Raw genomic sequence first — 17672 nt, forward strand, 5'->3', positions numbered from 1 at the left:
TAAGCCCATGACACTGACTTCTCCTCTTCCCGCTGGATTGAGCGTCAACGCGATGAGCGAGCCGCTCGTTGCGCGGTTGATCGAACGTAGCGAGCAGCTTCGCGTCGGCATCACGCGCACGCCTGCGGGCACGACCATCGTGGATGCAGGCGTCGATGCAGCGGGCAGCGCGGATGCCGGCATTCTCATCGCGCGAATCTGCATGGGCGGGCTCGGACACGTCGCCCGCCGCATGGCGTTCGAGGCCGCTCCGCTCTGGCCCGTGTTCATCGAAGTGCATACGTCGAATCCGGTGCTCGCCTGTCTCGGGAGCCAGTACGCGGGCTGGAGTCTCTCCGCGACCAAAGAGGAGACCGGCGGCAAGAAGTTTTTCTCGCTAGGCTCCGGCCCTGCGCGGGCGCTCGCGTGCAAGGAGCCGCTCTTCGATGAACTCGGCTATCGCGACAGCCACGAACGCGGCGCGCTCGTCATGGAAGTGAATCGCCTGCCGCCGCAAGTGGTCATCGACAAGGTGATCGATGACTGCGGCCTCGCGCCCGACAAGCTCGTCATCGCAGTCACGCCGACACATTCTGTCGCGGGCACGGTGCAGGTCGTGGCGCGCGTGGTGGAAGTTGCGCTGCACAAGACGCACGTGCTGGGCGTCGACTTGAGCGAGGTCGTGGAGGCGAGCGGCAGCGCGCCGTTGCCGCCGCCCGCGCCCGACGATACGCAGGCAATGGGCCGCACCAACGACGCCATCCTCTACGGCGGCCGCGTGCATCTCACCGTCAAGAGCGATGTGGCCGCGAGACGGCTTGCCGCCGAACTGCCGTCTTCGAACGCGCGAGACTACGGCAAGCCCTTCGCCGAGATATTCAAGTCGTTCAACTACGACTTCTATCAGATAGACGCCGCGCTCTTCGCGCCCGCCGAAGCGTGGGTGTCCAGTCTGGAAAGCGGCGCGACGTATCACGGCGGCAAGCTCGACCACGCGCTGCTTCACGCGCAATGGCACGTCACGCAAGAAACGCCATGACGCGCGTCGCGATCATGACCGACGAGACCGGCTGGCACACGAGCCGTCTGAAGAAAGCGTTTCGCGCGCGCGGCGTCGAGGCGCGTTGCGTCGATCTCGCGGATTGCCGCATCGATACGACGTGGCCTCCGCACGGCCTTGCCATTCCCGGCTTCGGCCACGCGCTGCCGGATGCGGTGTTCGTGCGCGGCATCGCGGGCGGCACATTCGAACAGGTGACGCTGCGGCTCGGCATCCTGCATGCGCTGCGCGAAAGCGGCGTGCCGGTGTATAACGACGCCCGCGCCATCGAACGCAGCGTCGACAAGTCGATGACGAGCTTTCTGCTCCACCGTTTCGGCGTGCCGACGCCCGCGACATGGGCCGGCGAATCGCCCGCATCCGCCAAGCGCGTGCTGATGCGCGAAACCGCCGCAAGCCGCAAGCTCGTGATGAAGCCGCTCTTCGGCTCGCAAGGCAAAGGCTTGCGGCGGCTCGGCGACGACGCGTGCGAGACGTTGCCATCGCTCGAAGACTTCAGCGGCGTGGCGTATCTACAGCGTTATGTCGATGCCGGGCATCCCGGCTTCGACTGGCGCGTGCTCGTGATCGGCACGCGGGCGGTCGCGGCGATGAAGCGCGTGGGCGGCGACGACTGGATTCACAACTTCGCCCGTGGCGCGCGTTGCGAGCCGGCCGACCTCACGCCCTCGCTCGCCGATACTGCGGTGCGGGCGAGCGAAGCGCTCGGCCTGGATTACGCGGGCGTGGATCTGATCGCAGCGGAAGGACGCCCGCTCGTGCTCGAAGTGAACGGCGTGGCAGCGTGGCGCGGGTTGCAGTCGGTGACGCCGCTCGATATCGCCGCGTTGCTCGCCGACGATCTCCTCGACCGCAAGCTCGCGCTATCGCAGCGCACGCTCGCATTGGCAAGCGGCGATGGCCGCGCCTGACCCGATCCACGCGCGCGAAGCGTTCATGCGCGCCTGCGCCCTCGACGTCGAGACGCCCAAACCCGGCAACGTGAGCATCGCGAGCGCGGGTCACGGCATGACGGCGGCGCAGTTCATCGAGAGCGCGGAAATGGCGGCAACGGGTCTCTTCGTAGCGGGCGCGAGCGTCGGCATGCGCATTCTCGACGCCGTGCGCCGCACCTCCGATGCAGTCGGCTGCAACACGAATCTGGGCATCGTGCTGCTCGCCGCGCCGTTGTGCGCCGCACTCGAACGCCTGCCGCGCGACCGTGCGATCGACGTTGAGCACTGGCATACCGCGTCCGAAGCCGCGCTTGCATCGCTCGATCTCGACGATGCCCGTCTCGCCTATCGCGCGATCGCGCTCGCCAATCCCGGCGGCCTCGGCGAAGCACGCGAGCAATCCGTTCATGCGCCGCCGACCGTGAACCTGCGCGCCGCGATGACGCTCGCCGCGAACCGCGACAGCATTGCGCGGCAATACGCGAACGGTTTTGCCGACGTGTTCGGCGCGGGCCTCGATGCGGCGCGAGACGCGGGCATCGCGAATCCGCACGCGGCCATGCTCGATGCATTCCTCATGTTTCTCTCGCTCTGGCCGGACTCGCACATTGTGCGCAAGCACGGCGCGGCGACGGCGCAAAGTGTCACGCGCCATGCAGCCGTTCACCGCGCGGACTGGCGCGCTGCCGGCCGCCCTTCGCCCGCGCCCGCGCTCGACGCATGGGACGCCGAACTCAAGGCGCAACGCATCAACCCGGGAACGAGCGCGGACCTCGCCGTGGCGACGCTTTTCGTCGCGCTCATGACCGCGTGAGCGTCGATGCGCGCGCCGCCGAACCGGGAAATTGGCACGGATCATGTTTAGGACGTACGCGGTTATGCCGCCCTCTGTGCAGCCGTTTGCATCGAGGATGCGTTGCGCGGTCTTCGGGTTATCGACCGTGGCCGCCTGAGCCCTGGAGCAAGTCGATCGTCCCAAGAACCCTTCACTGGAGGAACAGCATGGCCAAGATCAACCGCGTCCTGATAGGCGAGTCGCTCGTCGGCGACGGCAACGAGGTCGCTCATATCGACTTGATCATCGGACCGCGAGGCTCCGCTGCGGAGACCGCGTTCTGCCACGCGCTCACGAACAACAAGGACGGCTTCACGTCGCTGCTGGCCGTGGTCGCACCCAATCTCATCACCAAGCCCAATACGATTCTCTTCAACAAGGTCACCATCAAGGGCGCGAAGCAGGCCGTGCAGATGTTCGGGCCGGCGCAGCATGCGGTGGCGCTCGCGGTCGCCGACAGCGTGGAAGACGGCACCATTCCCGCCGACGAAGCCGACGATCTCTTCGTCTGTGTCGGTGTGTTCATTCACTGGGAAGCAACCGACGACAAGAAGATACAGGAGTTCAACTATCAGGCGACGAAAGAAGCCATTCAGCGCGCGGTAGCGGGCGAACCGAAGGCATCCGAAGTGGTGTCGAGGAAGTCATCGGTCGCGCATCCGTTCGCGGCGGCCTGATCGTCAATATGTTGTCGATAGTGCGGCCGGCGCCGCCGTCGAGCGCCGGCCGCATGTCATCGACTACGATACGAGGTTCATCGAATGAGTCCACGTTGCAGCGCGCTCTGCGTGTTCGTCGCCTTGGCGTTCGTGTGCCCGCTGTCGTTCGCGGCCGCAGGCGTGCCGGCACAAGGCCACGACTATCCGACCGAAGGCCGCGTGGAATACGTGCTCGCCTGCATGGACGACAACGGGCATGACTTCGTGAACGTCTACAAGTGCTCGTGCGCCATCGACAAAATCGCGCAAGTGCTCACGTATGACGACTTCGTGGAGCAATCGACGTTTTCGAAATACGCCGCGCTCGGCGGCGAAGGCGGCGCCGAGTTTCGCGTCGATCGCGCGAAGGCGCAGACGAAGAAGTATCGCGAGTTGCAGCGCGAAGCATTCAGGGCGTGCGGACTCGTGAAGCCCGCAGCGGCCGCCAAATAACGCTGCACGCAAGGCTTATTGCGGCACGTAGCCCAAGCCGATCCATCCGAGTCCGCCTTCCATCGACGGCGCCCGCCGCCGCTCGATTACGACGCCGACCGCATCCACATCATCGAACTTCGCGGGCTTCGCCAGCGACACCCTCACCCAGTGCGCCCCGAACCGCGCGATGACGAGTTGCGCAATGTGCTCGGCCAGCGCCTCCAATAGCTGAACGCCATGCGACGCAAGCAGTGCGTGAACGGCTTCGCGCACCGCGGCGTAGTTGACCGTGTCCTCGATACGATCCGTCGTGCACGCGCGCAACGACGGCACGCCGATCGCGAGACTCACGCGCACGGGCTGCGCGATGTGCAGCTCGCTCTTGTCGATGCCGATCACCGTCTGTCCTGTCAGTCCCTCGATAAAAACGATATCCATCGGCGGGTTTTCCTCGGCAGCGCGCGGCGCCGTGTCACGAACGGCTTCGCGGATCGGATCGAATCGGCCCATGTGCGTGTCGCCGCGCGAGCGGCTTGGTGAGTGATGGAAGCGTGAAGCGCTGGTGATTCACGGGAGAAAAGCAAAAAACGCGCGCAGCGCCAAACTCTATGCGACTACTTATTGAACCGGCGCGCCATCGGATGTAGAGTTTTTGGGGAACCGGGCCAGATCGGGGCGGAAAACCTGACCGAACGCCACGCCCGGCCACGAGGCGCGCACGCGAACGGCTACAGCACGACGGCAACGAAACGGCCGCGGCGGCCGCGGCGCCCGCGGAAACACAACAGATTCGGCGTCGGACGCAACGCGCGGCTCATGCGCGAACACAACGAAAAACGCCACGGAGACACGGCCCCATGTCGTCGCTAGCTGACGTAGACACGCATGTCCGGGAAGTGCTGAACATCGTCAACAACCCGCTCGCCACGCGGCGCGCGAGCGATTCCGTCGCGCAGTCGTGGATGCGTTGCCTCACCGAGTTCCACCTCGACCCGGCGCGCTTCGTGATGCCGCCCGTGCTGACATCGCGGGAACTCACCGAGCGCCGCGAAGCCGCGAGCGACCTTATCGCGTGCTCCAAGCTCGAAATGACCACGCTGTATCAGCAGCTCGCCGACCCCGAGCTCGCGGTCGTACTCGTCGATGCCGACGGCGTGATCGTGCATCAGGTGTCCTCGGTGCCGTTCGGCGAGGCTGTCGCCGCCGACGGCCTGCGCGTCGGCGCGCTGTGGAGCGAGCGTGAAGCCGGCACTAACGGCATGGGCACGTGCCTCATCGAGCGCGACTGCATTGCCGTGTGCCAGCACGAGCACTTCTATCCGCGCTATACGTCGCTCACCTGCTCCGCCGCGCCGATTTTCGATGAACGCGGCACGATCGCCGGCGTGCTCGATGTCACGAGCCGCTCGAAGCTCCTGCAGCAGCATTCGCTGGTGCTCGTCGGCATGTCGCGGCAGATGATCGAAAATCGTCTGATCGATGCCCGCTACCGGCACGCGAACATGATTCACTTTCATAGCCGGCCGGAATTCGTCGGCACGCTGCACGCGGGCAAGCTCGCGGTCAGCAACGACGGCGTGGTGCTGGCCGCGAGCCGCAGCGCGCTTTTTCAGCTCGATCTGCGCACGCCCGCGGAACTGTGCGGCAAGCGCATCGAAGAGGCGTTCAACGCGTCGCTCGAAGACATGATCGCGCGCAGCATACGCGGCTCGTTTCATCCGGTCACGGTGTATAGCGCGAAGGCGAACAGCCGCTTCTTCCTCACTGCCCAGACGCCGCGCGAAGCGGCAGGCGGCGCGACGCGCATCCTGATGAACGACTCCGCGTTGATGACGCGCGCCAGACCCGCGCGCAAGGAGTCGCGCGAGAGCGCCGGCTCGGGCGCAGGCCGTCTCGACAAGCTCTCGCATCTGGAATTCGGCGATCCGCGCATGGCCTCGCAGATTCAACTTGCCGCGCGCGTGATTCAACGCAAGATACCGATCATCCTGCGCGGGCAAACGGGCACCGGCAAAGAAGTGTTCGCCAATGCGCTGCACAGCATCAGCCCGAACGGAGCGGGCGCGTTCGTCGCGGTGAACTGCGCGTCGCTGCCGGAGAACCTTATCGAAAGCGAGTTGTTCGGCTACCGCGCGGGCGCATTCACCGGCGCCCAGCGTGAAGGACGGCGCGGCAAGATTGTTCAGGCGAACGGCGGCACGCTCTTCCTCGATGAGATCGGCGACATGCCGCTCACGCTGCAAGCGCGGCTGCTGCGCGTGCTCGAAGAACACGAAGTCACGCCGCTCGGCGCGGAAACGACCGTGAAGGTCGACTTCCAGCTCATTAGCGCGAGTCACCGCAATCTCGCGGAACTCGTGCAGACCGGTCTCTTTCGCGAAGACCTGTATTACCGGCTCAACGGCATCGAGATCAACTTGCCGCCGCTGCGCGAACGCGCGGATGCGCTCGCGCTCATCGGCCATATCCTCGAAACCGAATCAACCGATCCGCCCGCGCTGAGCGCCGAAGCACGACAGGCTTTGCTGAGTTACTCGTGGCCCGGCAATATCCGGCAATTGCGTCATGTTCTGCAAATGGCGATCGCGCTTTGCGACGGCCCCGAGATTCGCTGCGCGCATCTGCCGCCCGAAATCGTGAACGGCGCGCGTGCCGTGAGCGCGACGAATGCGTCCACGGCAAGCGCCACGGCGCCACTGCCGCATCTCACCGACGACGCCGACACATCCGCGCTCAACGCGATACAGGTCAGGGAACGCGAGACCGTGTTGCTGCTGCTCGACGAACATCGCTGGAACGTGAGCAACGTCGCGAAGGTGCTCGGCATCAGCCGGAATACGTTGTATCGCAAGATGCATCGGCTGCACATCAGGCTGTCGCACGATTCGGCCACGCCGGATCACGCATGACGCAGCCCGCGCCCGCTCGCCGGCTCGACGAGTTCAAGCCCGACGCGCGCTTCGCATGGTGCGTGACCGGTTCGGGGCACATGATCGAGGAATCGCTCGAACTCGCTTTGCGCCTGCCGCGCTGCGATCTTTTCCTGTCACGCGCCGGCGAAGAAGTGTTGCCGCTCTATGGCTGGCCCATCCGTAAGCTGCGCGAGCACTTCAAAGTGTTTCGCGACAACAGCGCGAGCAGCGTGCCCGTGGGCATGCTCTATCACGGCGAATATCACACCGTCGTGGTTGCGCCCGCAACCAGCAACACTGTGGCGAAGTGCGCGCTCGGCATCTCCGACACCTTGCCCACCAATCTCTTTGCGCAGGCGGGCAAGCAATGCGTGCCGGGCATCGTTTTCGCATGCGATACAGCGCCGAGCGTCATCACGCAAACGCCCCACGAATGGGTCGAAGTCAGGCCGCGCGCCATTGAGTTCGATAACGTGGAGCGTCTCGCGCGCATCGAACATACGACTGTCGCGCGCACGCTCGACGACCTGAAGGCCGCGCTCGAACAACGGCTTTCGGACCTGAATCTCGCATGGAACACATTGTCTTCCTGACGGGCAGGCTCGCCGAACAGAGCCTTCGTCGCGTGCTCGAAGGCATTGCGCCGACAGGCACCGCATCGCCCTTCACATGGGAAGTGCGCGAGATCGGGCTGCAAGTGGCGGGACTCATGACCGCCGACATGATTCGCCGGCGCGTCGCGACGCCGCTCGGCGAAGGCACGAGCCGCATGATCGTGCCGGGCCGATGCCGCGGCAACCTCGATGCGCTCACCGCGCACTATGGCGTGAAGGTCGAGCGCGGCCCGGAGGAAGTGAAGGACTTGCCGCAGTTCTTCGGACGCGAAGCGAGGCATGTCGACTTATCGCGCTACGAGACGGAGATCTTCGCGGAGATCGTCGATGCGCCGCGTCTTGACCTCGCAGGCATCGCCGCCCGCGCGCGCGACTATGCTAAACAGGGCGCGGATGTGATCGACATCGGCTGCCTGCCTGAGACGCCGTTTCCGCATCTCGAAGACGCGGTGGCGATGCTCAAGGAACAGGGCTATCGCGTGAGCGTCGATTCGATGCTCGCCGACGAGCTGGTGCGCGGCGCACGCGCAGGCGCCGATTACTTGATGAGCCTGAACGTCGATACGCTGTGGATCGCAGACGAAACGCCATCGACGCCCGTCCTCGTGCCGCGCGAGCCGCACGACATGGCATCGCTCGATGCGGCCATAAACGCGATGAAAGCGCGCAATCGCCCGTTTCTCGCCGACCCGATCCTCGATCCGATTCCCTTCGGTCTCGCGGCCTCCATCGCGCGTTATGTGAACTTGCGCGAGCGTCATCCGGATGTTGCGATCATGATGGGCATCGGCAACGTGACCGAGTTGACGGAAGCGGACACGAGCGGCATCAACGCGGTATTGCTCGGCATGGCGGCGGAACTACGCATCTCGGCCGTGCTCACGACATCCGTGAGCCTGCATGCGCGCCGTGCCGTACGCGAAGCCGATGTGGCGCGACGCATAATGCACGCCGCGCGCGAAACGCAGACGCTGCCCAAGGGCATGTCGGGCGACCTGTCCGCGCTGCACGCGAAGCGCCCTTTCCCATACAGCGCTGAGGAGATCAACGAACTCGCGCAATCCGTACGTGATCCTAACTTTCGCGTCCAGATTTCGGCCGAAGGGATTCATGTTTATAACCGAGAGGGACATCGCATCGCCACCGACCCGTTCGCGCTTTACCCTGACCTCAAGCTCGAAGCCGACGGCGGCCACGCGTTCTACATGGGCGTGCAGCTTGCGCGAGCCGAAATCGCATGGCAACTCGGCAAGCGTTTCGATCAGGACCAGGCTCTCGATTGGGGATGCGAGGTGGATCGTCCTGAGGAAGATCTGACGGCGTGGCACGCGCCCGGCACGACCATGAAAAAGCGATGATCGACGCGCCTTCATCGGATGAAGCATCACATAGACGGGACACTTTGCTGCGATTCCGTCACAGTGAAGCCCCAATGAACGATTGCATGTTTTTGGCATGCCGCTTGCTTGCGTTCGCAGGCGCACGCCGCTCGAATTGAAAGGGCGTCGTTGGCATCGACCGATTCACTCGTTCAACCAAGGAGAAATTGCCATGCAATGGACTACGCCGAGCTTCACCGACATGCGCTTCGGTTTCGAAATCACGATGTATATCGCCACGCGCTGAGTGCAACGCCCCACATGCGCGAAGCCGCGTGCGTCAACGCGCCTTCGTGCGAGCCACATGCTGTGAACGCGTGCGCGGACAGCCATGATCTACGAGACGATCGTCACCACGGCGGATCGCGATGGCCGTCCGCATGTCGCGCCCATGGGCGTGCGCTTCGAGGGAGATTCAGCCATTCTCGCGCCGTTTCGCCCCTCGACGACGCTCGATAACGTCATCGCGACGCGAAGCGCCGTGATCAACTTTACGACGGACGTGCGCGTGTTCGCAGGCTGCGTCACGGGCTTTCAGCGCGACTGGCCGACGCTTCGCGCGACAGCCGTGCCGAGCGTGCGGCTCGCGCAAACGCTCGCGCACGCGGAGTTGCAACTGGTCGAAATGAACGATGACGACACGCGCCCTTCGCTGCGCATGGCGTGCGTGCATCGCGAAACGCACGCGCCGTTTCCCGGCTTCAATCGCGCGCAAGCTGCGGTTGTGGAAGGCGCGATTCTGGTGAGCCGTCTGTTCATGCTGCCGCAGGAGAAGGTAGATAGCGAGATCGACTATCTGCGTATTGCCATCGACAAGACAGCGGGCGATGCCGAACGCACCGCGTGGAACTGGCTATTACAGGCTATCGAACAGCATCGCGCAAAGACGCTTCATCCCTGATCCAACGCTCGGGAGTTTCGACCATGACCGCATTGCTGGCAAGCGTCCGCTCGGTGGATGAAGCGCTCGACGCCGCACAAGCCGGCGCGGACGTGATCGATCTGAAGGAACCGCGCGCGGGCGCGCTGGGCGGCGTCGCGACGGACGACATAGAGCGCATCGTGCGCGCATTGCGGGCGCGGTACGCGGTGCGGCCCATCAGCGCGACCATCGGAGACTTGCCGAACGACGCGCTCGATGAAATGACGAGCCGCGTGCTGGATGTCGCGAGCACCGGCGTCGATTACGTTAAGGTCGGCATTGCGCCCGGACCACGCGCCGCGGCGTGCTTGCGTCATCTCGCGTCCCTGCCGGCGACGGTCGTGCCGGTGCTGCTTTCGGACGACGGCATCGAGCGTTCGCTCGTTGGACTCGCCGCGCAGCTCGGCTTTGCCGCGATCGTATTCGATACCGCGAACAAAGACGGCCGCACGCTGTTCGCCTGCGTCGATACGGCGACGCTCGCCACATGCCTTTCGCAAGCGCGGTCACGCGGCATGATGACCGCCCTCGCAGGATCGCTAGGCTGGCCCGACCTCGAACGAATACGCGCGCTCGCACCGGATATCGCGGGCTTCAGAGGCGCGCTATGCGACGAGCGCGAAGGACGCACGGGGCGGCTCGATGCATCGCGCGTGCGTCAGTGGTCGCGCGCGCTGCATGGCGAGCGCATGACCGCTCACGCGTGAAACGCGAGCAGCCGCTCCCGCATGACCGATGCATCGCCCTTACTGAACACTTCCACCAGATAATTCGCGTCTTTCACGTAGGCGGGAAAACGTCTGTCGATAATGCCGCTTGCGGCCAGCGCTTCCAGCGGCGCGTGCGCTTCGATCGCGCACGACTTCACGATCATCAGGCGCTCGGCGTTGAGCGTGGTCGAAAGCCACGCGGCGAGACTGTCAGATGTCGTGTCCCAGTTGGTCATCGAGTCGGGCGTGGTGCGCATCAGATCGGTGGGCACCCACACGGCCACCTGGCCATCGCGCAGCGCGCGCCGGATGCGTTCTTCGTTCGAGGCGAGCACGAGCTCGGGCAGCACGCCCTGCATGAGAATCGCGTATTGGGTCATCGCGAGCAGACACATGTTGTGCGCGGCGAGGTCGTCGAAGCGCCATTCGCGCTGATACTGCCGCACCGCATCCGCGAAATCGCCGCCGCCAGGCACGATCACGACACGCCCGCCGCCCAGTTCCCAAAGCCGCGTGAGCCACTCGCGCAGCACGGGATCATGGCTCAGGCTTCCGCCGATTTTGATCACCCACATGCCGTTATCCTCGTTCGAGATTGACCGCCTCGTTCGCGCCCTTCGCCCCGTTTTCATTCAAACCGGTACGGGCGACGAAGCCAGCAGCGCGACCGCCACGCTCGGCGCGCACGTCGAAGCCCATTCGTATTGCCCGGCATCGTCGGACGCGACTCCCGCAATCCGCGCGAAGTCCACATAGCTGCGCGCCTCCTGTTGCGCCAGCGCCGCGGCCAGGAAGCGCCCGCATCCCGCGCCGACGATAGGCGCCCTCGCCAACGACTCGTGTTGCGCGCTCACGCGAGCCAGATTCGCCTCGAGCACGCGCAACTGTTCGCGCCGCCATGCAAGCGCGAAGCGCCGCCATTCATCGGGGCTTGCATCGCACGCGTCACGTCCGATCATTCGTGCAATGCGGGCACGGCTTGCGGCTTCCGTCTTCGGGCCGTTGTCCGCGCTCGGATGCTGGTCGTGCCCGGCCCACAACTCGCCGGTCAGGCGATACACGTCCGCTGTCGTCGAGAACCACTCGTTCATCACGCCCGTGGTTTCGCCCCTGAATGCAATGCGATGCGCGACACCGCACAACGGCGTCCGAACGACACCTTGATACACGAGCTCGCCGCTCACGAGACGCTGTGCATCGTTCATGCCGCGTGCAGCGACATGGCCCGCGACGATCGGAATGATGTCCGTGGTCGTGCTGCCGATATCGACGAGCAAGGCATGAGGCAAGCGCGTCGCGACGTATTCCGCGGTGGCGAGCCAGTTCGCCGATGCGATCTTGCGCCAGCCCTCGCGGCACGCGGAACGCGCGAGCCAGTTCGCCTTGCCGCCGTAAAAGAGCGTTCGCGGCCCGAGCCGTTGCGCGAGCGTGCGGGTCAGCGTGCGCACGCCCTCGGCGCGGTCCGCAAAGAGATCGACCATTTCGCCGGTCATGGTGACCGCGTGGCGCGCGGTGGCGTCGGCGGCTTGCGGCCAGCGTTCGAACACGCAATCGACAGTTCGCTCAAGATGCGCGATGCCTTGCCATAACGGACACGCCCACTGCGCAACATCGACCGGCGCGCCCGCCGTCGCCAGGCATACCTTTACATGTGCGCCGCCCACGTCCCAGCCGAAGACCGATGCTCCGCCCGCACGCGTCGTCATGACGACGCTCCGCATGCGCGCAAAGATGGCTCACGTTGTTCGAAGCCCGGTACACCGTGCGCCGCCAGCAATTCGGCCGCGATGTTGCGCGTCTTGCTGAGTTCCGCATAGGCCATTGTCAGGCGCGGATTGACTTCGATCACCACCGGTCCGCGTTGCGGGTGCCATACGAGGTCGATGCCCGCGAACCCGCGCAAGCCGGGAAGCGCGCGCGCCACGCGCTGCGCGAGTCTATTGAGCACGCGCCCTCGCTCGCCGTTGCGCGCAACGGTATTCACATCGACGCCGTCGAACTGTACGACGCATTCGCGGCGCTTCGACTGCACCGCTTCGGAAAGCGCGATACGTTGATGGTTGATGGACAAGAGCCGCGCGCCCGCGTCATCGCAAAGAAGCGAAAGACTGAGCGGTTCGCCATCGACCCATTCTTGCAGAACAGGATTGCGCCCGGCCCCTGCGCGCGCTTCGTGTTCTGCGCGGGCTGCGTCGAGTTGATCGTAGACATACGTGTCGAGTCCGCCCGCGCCGTCATCGGGCTTCACGACCCAGCGGCGTCCCTCTCCCGCGACGGCCTGCTCGGGTTCGAGCGCGAGTGTCACGGCGATGTCGTGTGCGGCGAGACATGCGGCTGTCGCGCTTTTACTCGACGCGGTGCGTATGGCTTCTTCTGCGCAGCCGAGCCAGCGCGCGGCGCCGACGGCATCGTGCAACTGCAACAACAGGCCGTCGCATTCGGGCGCGATGACCATGGCATAGTCGTGCTCGCGCGCGATGCGTGAGACGAAGCGCGTGATCGGCTCGCCGGGCAGCGGCCGCGCATGCGCGTGATCCACGCGCATTTGTTCGAAACGGGACGTGGCGACGGTGACATCGACGCCTTTCAGCGCGCGCAAGTCGGCGGCGATTGCGTCGCGCATGACGCGACCTTCGACGATGAGCGCGCTGAGATCCGCGAGCGTGCTTGCGCTCGCGACATCCGGATCGATGCCGCCGCCGGTGAGATACTCGAACACGAATATTCTGGTCAAGGGGAAGCCATCCATGCAGGTGATACCCGTTCTCGATCTGCTCGACGGCCACGCGGTGCGCGCAGTGCGCGGCGAGCGTTCACGCTACCGGCCAATTCAGTCTTCGTTGTGCGCGACGAGCGAACCTTTGGAGGTCGCCCGTGCCTTGCTGGCCGCGACCGGCGCTCGCACGCTATACGTGGCCGATCTCGGCGCGATTCTCGGGCGTGGCGCGCATATCGACACGCTCGCGGCGCTTCGGGAGGCGCTCGGCGATGGCGTCGCTATCTGGCTCGACGCGGGCTTTCGCGATTTCGCGTCGATGCGCGCGCTGTTCGAGCGCATCATGAACATGAAGCCATGCGCTGCGGCTGCGACGCTCGTGCCCGTGTTCGGCACGGAGACGTTGCTTGACGAAGGCGCGATTGCCGATGCGAGCGCCGCCGGCTATGAACCGATTCTCTCGCTCGACTTTGGCGGCGGACGCGCGCTGGGTGCGCTCAACGGCGATAGCGCGTGGTGGCCTTCGCGCGTGATCGTGATGACGCTGGATCATGTCGGTGCCAAGGCCGGACCGGACTTCGATACGTTTGATTCCGTGCGGGCTTTGGCTGGCGATCGCTCTTTGATCGGCGCGGGAGGGGTGCGGGATCGCGACGACCTCACGCAGGTCGGGTTGCGCGGCGCGCACGGGTGGCTCGTTGCTTCTGCGATTCATGATCGGACGGTTTAGTTTGGCGTTCGCCTCACTAGGACTCAATATTTGTGCCAATGGCATTGGTCCGGTGTTGCGGTCTTTGAGCTGCCGCTCTGGCGTGACAGTGTGTTTCATGTGTTTTTCTTCTGCGCCAGTTTCTTCGTGGAACTTGTTCTCGTGTCGGTCTATTGGCGTTGCCCCTTCCCGGGGCGGGGGTCACTTTCTTTGCTGCTGCAAAGAAAGTAACCAAAGAAAGCAGCTTTTGTGGGCCCGCAGCAGGAAGAGCGTGGTCACTTCGCGGAAGACCATTGGCACTCAGTTTGAATCAACCCTGAATCACCTTCCGCGCCCGCTGGGCGCCACGTCATGCGAGCCCCTTGGCTCGATAACACCACACCCCCGGCCCCGCTTCGCTCTCGCAATCGCGCACTGTGCCGCGCAGAGTCCGTTGAGACGGCGTTTGCCAGCATGTCTAGACCAACGCATGAGAAGCATGCATGCCGCTGCAAGCGTTCGGTGTTAACGAGCCAAGGGGCTCGGCGGACGTGGCGCTCAGCGGGCGTGGAGGGCGATTCAAGGTTGATTCAAACTGAGTGCCAATTACTTGCAGCGAAGTGACCACACACTTGTTGCTGCGGGCCAGAAAAAAGCTGCTTTCTTTGGTTACTTTCTTTGCAGCAGCAAAGAAAGTGACCCCCGCCCCGGGGAGGGGCAACGCAAATAGACCGACACGAGAACAAGTTCCACGAAAGACATAGCGCGAGCGAAAAGAATCTCGGCATAGACCTTGCAAACACCCGCGCACCATGCCCACACCAGCGCCAGCAAAAACCCACTGGACGTGTCCATTCTGCCCGCTCTTATGCGACGACATCGCGCTAGACGTCGCGGCCGACGCGCGCCTGAGCGCAACGAACACGGCCTGCCCGCGGCTAGCGAACTCGCTCGCGAGCGTCAACGCCGGAATGGCAAGCGCACAACCAAAGATCGACGGAACCCAAACCGACATCCCAACAGCCATCGCGCGTGCCGCAGACATACTGACGAAAGCCCGCCGCCCGCTCTTCGGCGGCCTCGCCACCGACGTAGCCGGCGCACGCGCGCTCTACGAACTCGCGGCCCACAGCGGCGCAATCCTCGATCACATGCACGGCGATTCGCTCGCCGCGGCCACGCTCGCGCTGCAAGATCGCGGCGCGCTCTTCACCACGCTATCGGAAATGCGTTCGCGCGCCGATCTCATCATCGTGTTCGCGTGCAAACCATCGCGCCGTTATCCGCGCTTCTATGAGCGGCTGCAAACCGCGCAGCGTGAAAAGAAGATGGTCTTCCTGGGATGCGACGTCGATACGGCCGCCTCGCATGGCGAGACATTGCTGCGCGATCTCGATCCCTTCGATACGCTCGCCCTCTGGTCCGCGCTCCTCGAAGACCGCAAGTCCGATGCGTTCGCAGACGCAGAAACCGCCCGCGATCTGCAGGCGTTTAACGACCGCATCCACACGGCGCACTACACCGCGTTCGTCTATGAACCCGCCGCATTGCCACACCCGCACGCAGCGCTCGCGATAGAAGCGATACACCGAATCGTGAAGACGCTCAATCGCACCGTGCGCGCAGGCGTCCTTGCATTGACCGGGGACGACGGCGCGCTGTCGGTCAATCAGACGGTCACGTGGCTCTCCGGCTTTCCACTCAGAACGCGCGTCACCGTGGGAATGCCGCTCGATCACGATCCGTATCGTTATCGCACGCACACGTTGTTGCACAGGCGGGAAGCCGACGCGCTGCTATGGGTGTCGAGCTTCGGTCCCGAGCCGATGCCCGATGCGCTTGCCGACGATATTCCCGCGATCATCCTCGCGCATCCCGCCACCGCGCTCCATGAACGCACCGCGCCCACCGTGTTCATTCCCGTTGCGACACCGGGCGTCGATAGCAGCGGACACCTCTTTCGCATGGATACATCGGTGGTCGCGCCGCTCGCGCCGGCACGCGATACGGCGTTGCCCACCGTGGCCGCCATCGCGAGCGAACTCGCGCAGTCGATACGCACAAGGAGCACATAGTGAGCACGGCGCGACTGAGAGGCGGAACCGTCTATGATCCGACGAACGGGATCAACGGCGAACAGCGCGACATCACGATCCGCGACGGCCGTATCGTCGATGGCCTGAATGGTCACGACATTCCGCCTGAACGTGACTTCGATGCGAGCGGCATGGTGGTCATGGCAGGCGGTATCGATCTGCACTCGCATATCGGCGGCGGCAAGACCAATCTTTCGCGTCTGCTTTTGCCGGAGGATCATCGCGACGATCCGCGCGCCGTGCCGGACAGGCCCGACGAGGGCCGGTATATGCGGTTGCCTTCCTGCGGCACGTGCGCGCCCGGAACGCTCGCCACCGGATACCGTTACGCCGAGATGGGCTATACGGCTGCATTCGAGCCGGCGATGGTCGCCTCGAACGCGCGTCATACTCACCTCGAAATGGGCGATACGCCGATCATCGATCACGGCGCCTACGTGATGATGGGCAACGACGAATTGTTCTTGCAGATGCTGGCGGCGCGCGAAGACTACGAGCGCATGCGCGATTACGTCGGCTGGACCATCAACGCAAGCAAGGCGCTCGGCGTCAAGGTAGTGAATCCCGGCGGCATATCCGCTTTCAAGTTCAATCAGCGTTCACTGGATCTCGACGAAGCACACATGCATTACGGCATCACGCCGCGTGACGTGCTGAAGACACTGACTCGCGCGCTCACCGACTTGCGCGTGCCGCATCCGTTGCATGTGCACGCGAGCAATCTCGGTGTGCCCGGCAACGTCGATACGACCATCGCGACGATGGATGCGGCAGAAGGCCTGCCCGTGCATCTCACGCATATCCAGTTCCACAGCTACGGCACAGAAGGGCCGCGCAAGTTCTCATCCGGGGCGCGCGCCATTGCCGAAGCGGTCAACGCGCGTCCCAACGTGACCATCGATGTCGGACAGATCATCTTCGGTCAGACCGTCACCGCTTCGGGCGACACGATGATGCAGTTCCGCAACGCGCCGCTCGCTCGACCGCGTAAATGGATACTCGGCGATATCGAATGCGATGGCGGCTGTGGCGTGCTGCCCTTCCGGTATCGCGAGCAGAGCTTCGTGAACGCGCTGCAATGGATCATCGGGCTGGAGATCTTCCTGCTCGTGGATGATCCGTGGCGCGTATCGATGACCACCGATCATCCGAACGGCGGTCCGTTCACGAGTTACCCGCATCTCATTCGGCTTCTGATGGACAAGTCCTTTCGCGACGAGCAACTCGACAAACTGCACGGCGATGCGAAGACCGCGACCACCCTCGGCGAGCTCACTCGCGAGCTCTCGCTCTACGAGATCGCCATCATCACGCGCGCCGGACCCGCGCGATTGCTCGGGCTGATGGATCGCGGGCATCTCGGAGTCGGCGCAGCAGCGGACATTGCCGTTTATCGCGAGATTGCGGACCGCGAACGCATGTTCACGTCGCCTGCCTATGTTTTTAAGGACGGCGAATTGATCGCACGCGATGGCACGCTTCTCACCGTACCGACAGGCGGTATCCACTACGTGCAGCCGGACTATGACCGTTCTATCGAAGCGCGCGTGCGCGCTTTCACCGAAGCCAACCTTGCGGCGCGCTTCGAGAACGCGGCTATCGGCGACGACGAAATCTGCGCATGCTGCAACGGCGGCCGGCTGTTGCCCGTTGCGTGCTTCGCCACGCGCGGGAACGCATGACCATGACCGCC

At 64.4% G+C, this 17672-nt stretch carries 18 protein-coding genes; 14 read left to right on the forward strand and 4 right to left on the reverse strand.

All coding sequences use genetic code 11. The features are described from left to right. Positions 1-7 precede the first annotated feature (7 nt). From mch to NCR37_RS18480, 5 genes are all read left to right on the forward strand, one after another. Positions 8-1018 (forward strand): methenyltetrahydromethanopterin cyclohydrolase, encoded by a 1011-nt coding sequence (mch, locus tag NCR37_RS18460; protein ID WP_250474293.1) that lies wholly within the window; start codon positions 8-10, stop codon positions 1016-1018. Further along, positions 991-1950, forward strand: a complete 960-nt coding sequence (locus NCR37_RS18465; protein WP_502800552.1) for an ATP-grasp domain-containing protein — start codon at positions 991-993, stop codon at positions 1948-1950. Before mch ends, NCR37_RS18465 begins: the two co-directional genes overlap by 28 nt. Further along, entirely contained in the window at positions 1937-2788 is an 852-nt protein-coding gene (locus tag NCR37_RS18470) for a triphosphoribosyl-dephospho-CoA synthase (protein ID WP_250474295.1), read from the forward strand. Before NCR37_RS18465 ends, NCR37_RS18470 begins: the two co-directional genes overlap by 14 nt. A gap of 188 nt (positions 2789-2976) precedes the next feature. Continuing rightward, positions 2977-3486: a formaldehyde-activating enzyme gene (gene fae, locus NCR37_RS18475; RefSeq protein ID WP_250474296.1), complete on the forward strand. Its 510-nt coding sequence runs from the start codon at positions 2977-2979 to the stop codon at positions 3484-3486. 84 nt (positions 3487-3570) lie between these two features. After that, positions 3571-3960, forward strand: a complete 390-nt coding sequence (locus tag NCR37_RS18480; RefSeq protein ID WP_250474297.1) for a hypothetical protein — start codon at positions 3571-3573, stop codon at positions 3958-3960. A 15-nt stretch (positions 3961-3975) separates the two neighbouring features. Here the strand turns inward: NCR37_RS18480 and NCR37_RS18485 are convergent, their stop codons facing one another. Then, positions 3976-4380 carry a dihydroneopterin aldolase gene (locus tag NCR37_RS18485; RefSeq protein WP_250474298.1) on the reverse strand — a complete coding sequence of 135 codons (405 nt, stop codon included), beginning with the start codon at positions 4378-4380 and terminating at the stop codon, positions 3976-3978. A 419-nt stretch (positions 4381-4799) separates the two neighbouring features. Here NCR37_RS18485 and NCR37_RS18490 point away from each other — a divergent pair, with 419 nt between their 5' ends. From NCR37_RS18490 to NCR37_RS18515, 6 genes are all read left to right on the forward strand, one after another. After that, positions 4800-6851: a sigma-54-dependent Fis family transcriptional regulator gene (locus tag NCR37_RS18490; RefSeq protein ID WP_250474299.1), complete on the forward strand. Its 2052-nt coding sequence runs from the start codon at positions 4800-4802 to the stop codon at positions 6849-6851. Continuing rightward, entirely contained in the window at positions 6848-7447 is a 600-nt protein-coding gene (locus NCR37_RS18495) for a flavoprotein (RefSeq protein WP_250474300.1), read from the forward strand. Before NCR37_RS18490 ends, NCR37_RS18495 begins: the two co-directional genes overlap by 4 nt. Continuing rightward, entirely contained in the window at positions 7426-8826 is a 1401-nt protein-coding gene (locus tag NCR37_RS18500) for a DUF6513 domain-containing protein (protein ID WP_250474301.1), read from the forward strand. Before NCR37_RS18495 ends, NCR37_RS18500 begins: the two co-directional genes overlap by 22 nt. A 193-nt stretch (positions 8827-9019) precedes the next feature. After that, the gene (gene pqqA, locus NCR37_RS18505; RefSeq protein ID WP_008354335.1) at positions 9020-9094 is read left to right on the forward strand and encodes a pyrroloquinoline quinone precursor peptide PqqA; all 75 of its coding nucleotides are present in this window, start codon (positions 9020-9022) and stop codon (positions 9092-9094) included. A gap of 84 nt (positions 9095-9178) precedes the next feature. After that, positions 9179-9748 (forward strand): DUF447 domain-containing protein, encoded by a 570-nt coding sequence (locus NCR37_RS18510; protein WP_250474302.1) that lies wholly within the window; start codon positions 9179-9181, stop codon positions 9746-9748. A gap of 23 nt (positions 9749-9771) precedes the next feature. After that, the gene (locus NCR37_RS18515; protein WP_250474303.1) at positions 9772-10476 is read left to right on the forward strand and encodes a (5-formylfuran-3-yl)methyl phosphate synthase; all 705 of its coding nucleotides are present in this window, start codon (positions 9772-9774) and stop codon (positions 10474-10476) included. On the opposite strand, the gene NCR37_RS18520 is transcribed toward NCR37_RS18515, so the two are convergent. From NCR37_RS18520 to NCR37_RS18530, 3 genes are read right to left on the reverse strand one after another with little or no spacing between them, the layout of a single operon-like run. Beyond that, positions 10467-11054, reverse strand: a complete 588-nt coding sequence (locus NCR37_RS18520) for an amino acid kinase family protein (protein ID WP_250474304.1) — start codon at positions 11052-11054, stop codon at positions 10467-10469. The two genes, NCR37_RS18515 and NCR37_RS18520, sit on opposite strands and share 10 nt — an antisense overlap. A 57-nt stretch (positions 11055-11111) precedes the next feature. After that, positions 11112-12185 (reverse strand): hydantoinase/oxoprolinase family protein, encoded by a 1074-nt coding sequence (locus tag NCR37_RS18525; RefSeq protein ID WP_250474305.1) that lies wholly within the window; start codon positions 12183-12185, stop codon positions 11112-11114. Further along, positions 12182-13213 (reverse strand): ATP-grasp domain-containing protein, encoded by a 1032-nt coding sequence (locus NCR37_RS18530; protein WP_250474306.1) that lies wholly within the window; start codon positions 13211-13213, stop codon positions 12182-12184. The genes NCR37_RS18525 and NCR37_RS18530 overlap by 4 nt, the downstream gene beginning before the upstream one ends. 13 nt (positions 13214-13226) lie before the next feature. Here NCR37_RS18530 and NCR37_RS18535 point away from each other — a divergent pair, with 13 nt between their 5' ends. From NCR37_RS18535 to NCR37_RS18545, 3 genes are all read left to right on the forward strand, one after another. Further along, on the forward strand, positions 13227-13925 hold the full coding sequence (locus NCR37_RS18535) for a HisA/HisF-related TIM barrel protein (protein WP_250474307.1): 699 nt from the start codon (positions 13227-13229) through the stop codon (positions 13923-13925). Positions 13926-14854: 929 nt separating this feature from the next. Further along, on the forward strand, positions 14855-15958 hold the full coding sequence (locus NCR37_RS18540; protein WP_502800553.1) for a molybdopterin-binding domain-containing protein: 1104 nt from the start codon (positions 14855-14857) through the stop codon (positions 15956-15958). Next, a complete protein-coding gene (locus NCR37_RS18545) occupies positions 15958-17661 on the forward strand; it encodes a formylmethanofuran dehydrogenase subunit A (protein ID WP_250474309.1) in 1704 nt (567 codons plus the stop codon). The genes NCR37_RS18540 and NCR37_RS18545 overlap by 1 nt, the downstream gene beginning before the upstream one ends. Positions 17662-17672: the final 11 nt, after the last annotated feature.

The organism is Caballeronia sp. GAFFF1 (assembly GCF_023630705.1).
GTDB lineage: Bacteria > Pseudomonadota > Gammaproteobacteria > Burkholderiales > Burkholderiaceae > Caballeronia.

Bases quoted from the DNA above. Each gene is read 5' to 3' on its own strand.
- mch (WP_250474293.1), top strand. From the start codon at position 8: ATGACACTGACTTCTCCTCTTCCCGCTGGATTGAGCGTCAACGCGATG.
- NCR37_RS18465 (WP_502800552.1), top strand. From the start codon at position 991: ATGGCACGTCACGCAAGAAACGCCATGACGCGCGTCGCGATCATGACC.
- NCR37_RS18470 (WP_250474295.1), top strand. From the start codon at position 1,937: ATGGCCGCGCCTGACCCGATCCACGCGCGCGAAGCGTTCATGCGCGCC.
- fae (WP_250474296.1), top strand. From the start codon at position 2,977: ATGGCCAAGATCAACCGCGTCCTGATAGGCGAGTCGCTCGTCGGCGAC.
- NCR37_RS18480 (WP_250474297.1), top strand. From the start codon at position 3,571: ATGAGTCCACGTTGCAGCGCGCTCTGCGTGTTCGTCGCCTTGGCGTTC.
- NCR37_RS18485 (WP_250474298.1), bottom strand. From the start codon at position 4,380: ATGGATATCGTTTTTATCGAGGGACTGACAGGACAGACGGTGATCGGC.
- NCR37_RS18490 (WP_250474299.1), top strand. From the start codon at position 4,800: ATGTCGTCGCTAGCTGACGTAGACACGCATGTCCGGGAAGTGCTGAAC.
- NCR37_RS18495 (WP_250474300.1), top strand. From the start codon at position 6,848: ATGACGCAGCCCGCGCCCGCTCGCCGGCTCGACGAGTTCAAGCCCGAC.
- NCR37_RS18500 (WP_250474301.1), top strand. From the start codon at position 7,426: ATGGAACACATTGTCTTCCTGACGGGCAGGCTCGCCGAACAGAGCCTT.
- NCR37_RS18510 (WP_250474302.1), top strand. From the start codon at position 9,179: ATGATCTACGAGACGATCGTCACCACGGCGGATCGCGATGGCCGTCCG.
- NCR37_RS18515 (WP_250474303.1), top strand. From the start codon at position 9,772: ATGACCGCATTGCTGGCAAGCGTCCGCTCGGTGGATGAAGCGCTCGAC.
- NCR37_RS18520 (WP_250474304.1), bottom strand. From the start codon at position 11,054: ATGTGGGTGATCAAAATCGGCGGAAGCCTGAGCCATGATCCCGTGCTG.
- NCR37_RS18525 (WP_250474305.1), bottom strand. From the start codon at position 12,185: ATGACGACGCGTGCGGGCGGAGCATCGGTCTTCGGCTGGGACGTGGGC.
- NCR37_RS18535 (WP_250474307.1), top strand. From the start codon at position 13,227: ATGCAGGTGATACCCGTTCTCGATCTGCTCGACGGCCACGCGGTGCGC.
- NCR37_RS18540 (WP_502800553.1), top strand. From the start codon at position 14,855: ATGGCAAGCGCACAACCAAAGATCGACGGAACCCAAACCGACATCCCA.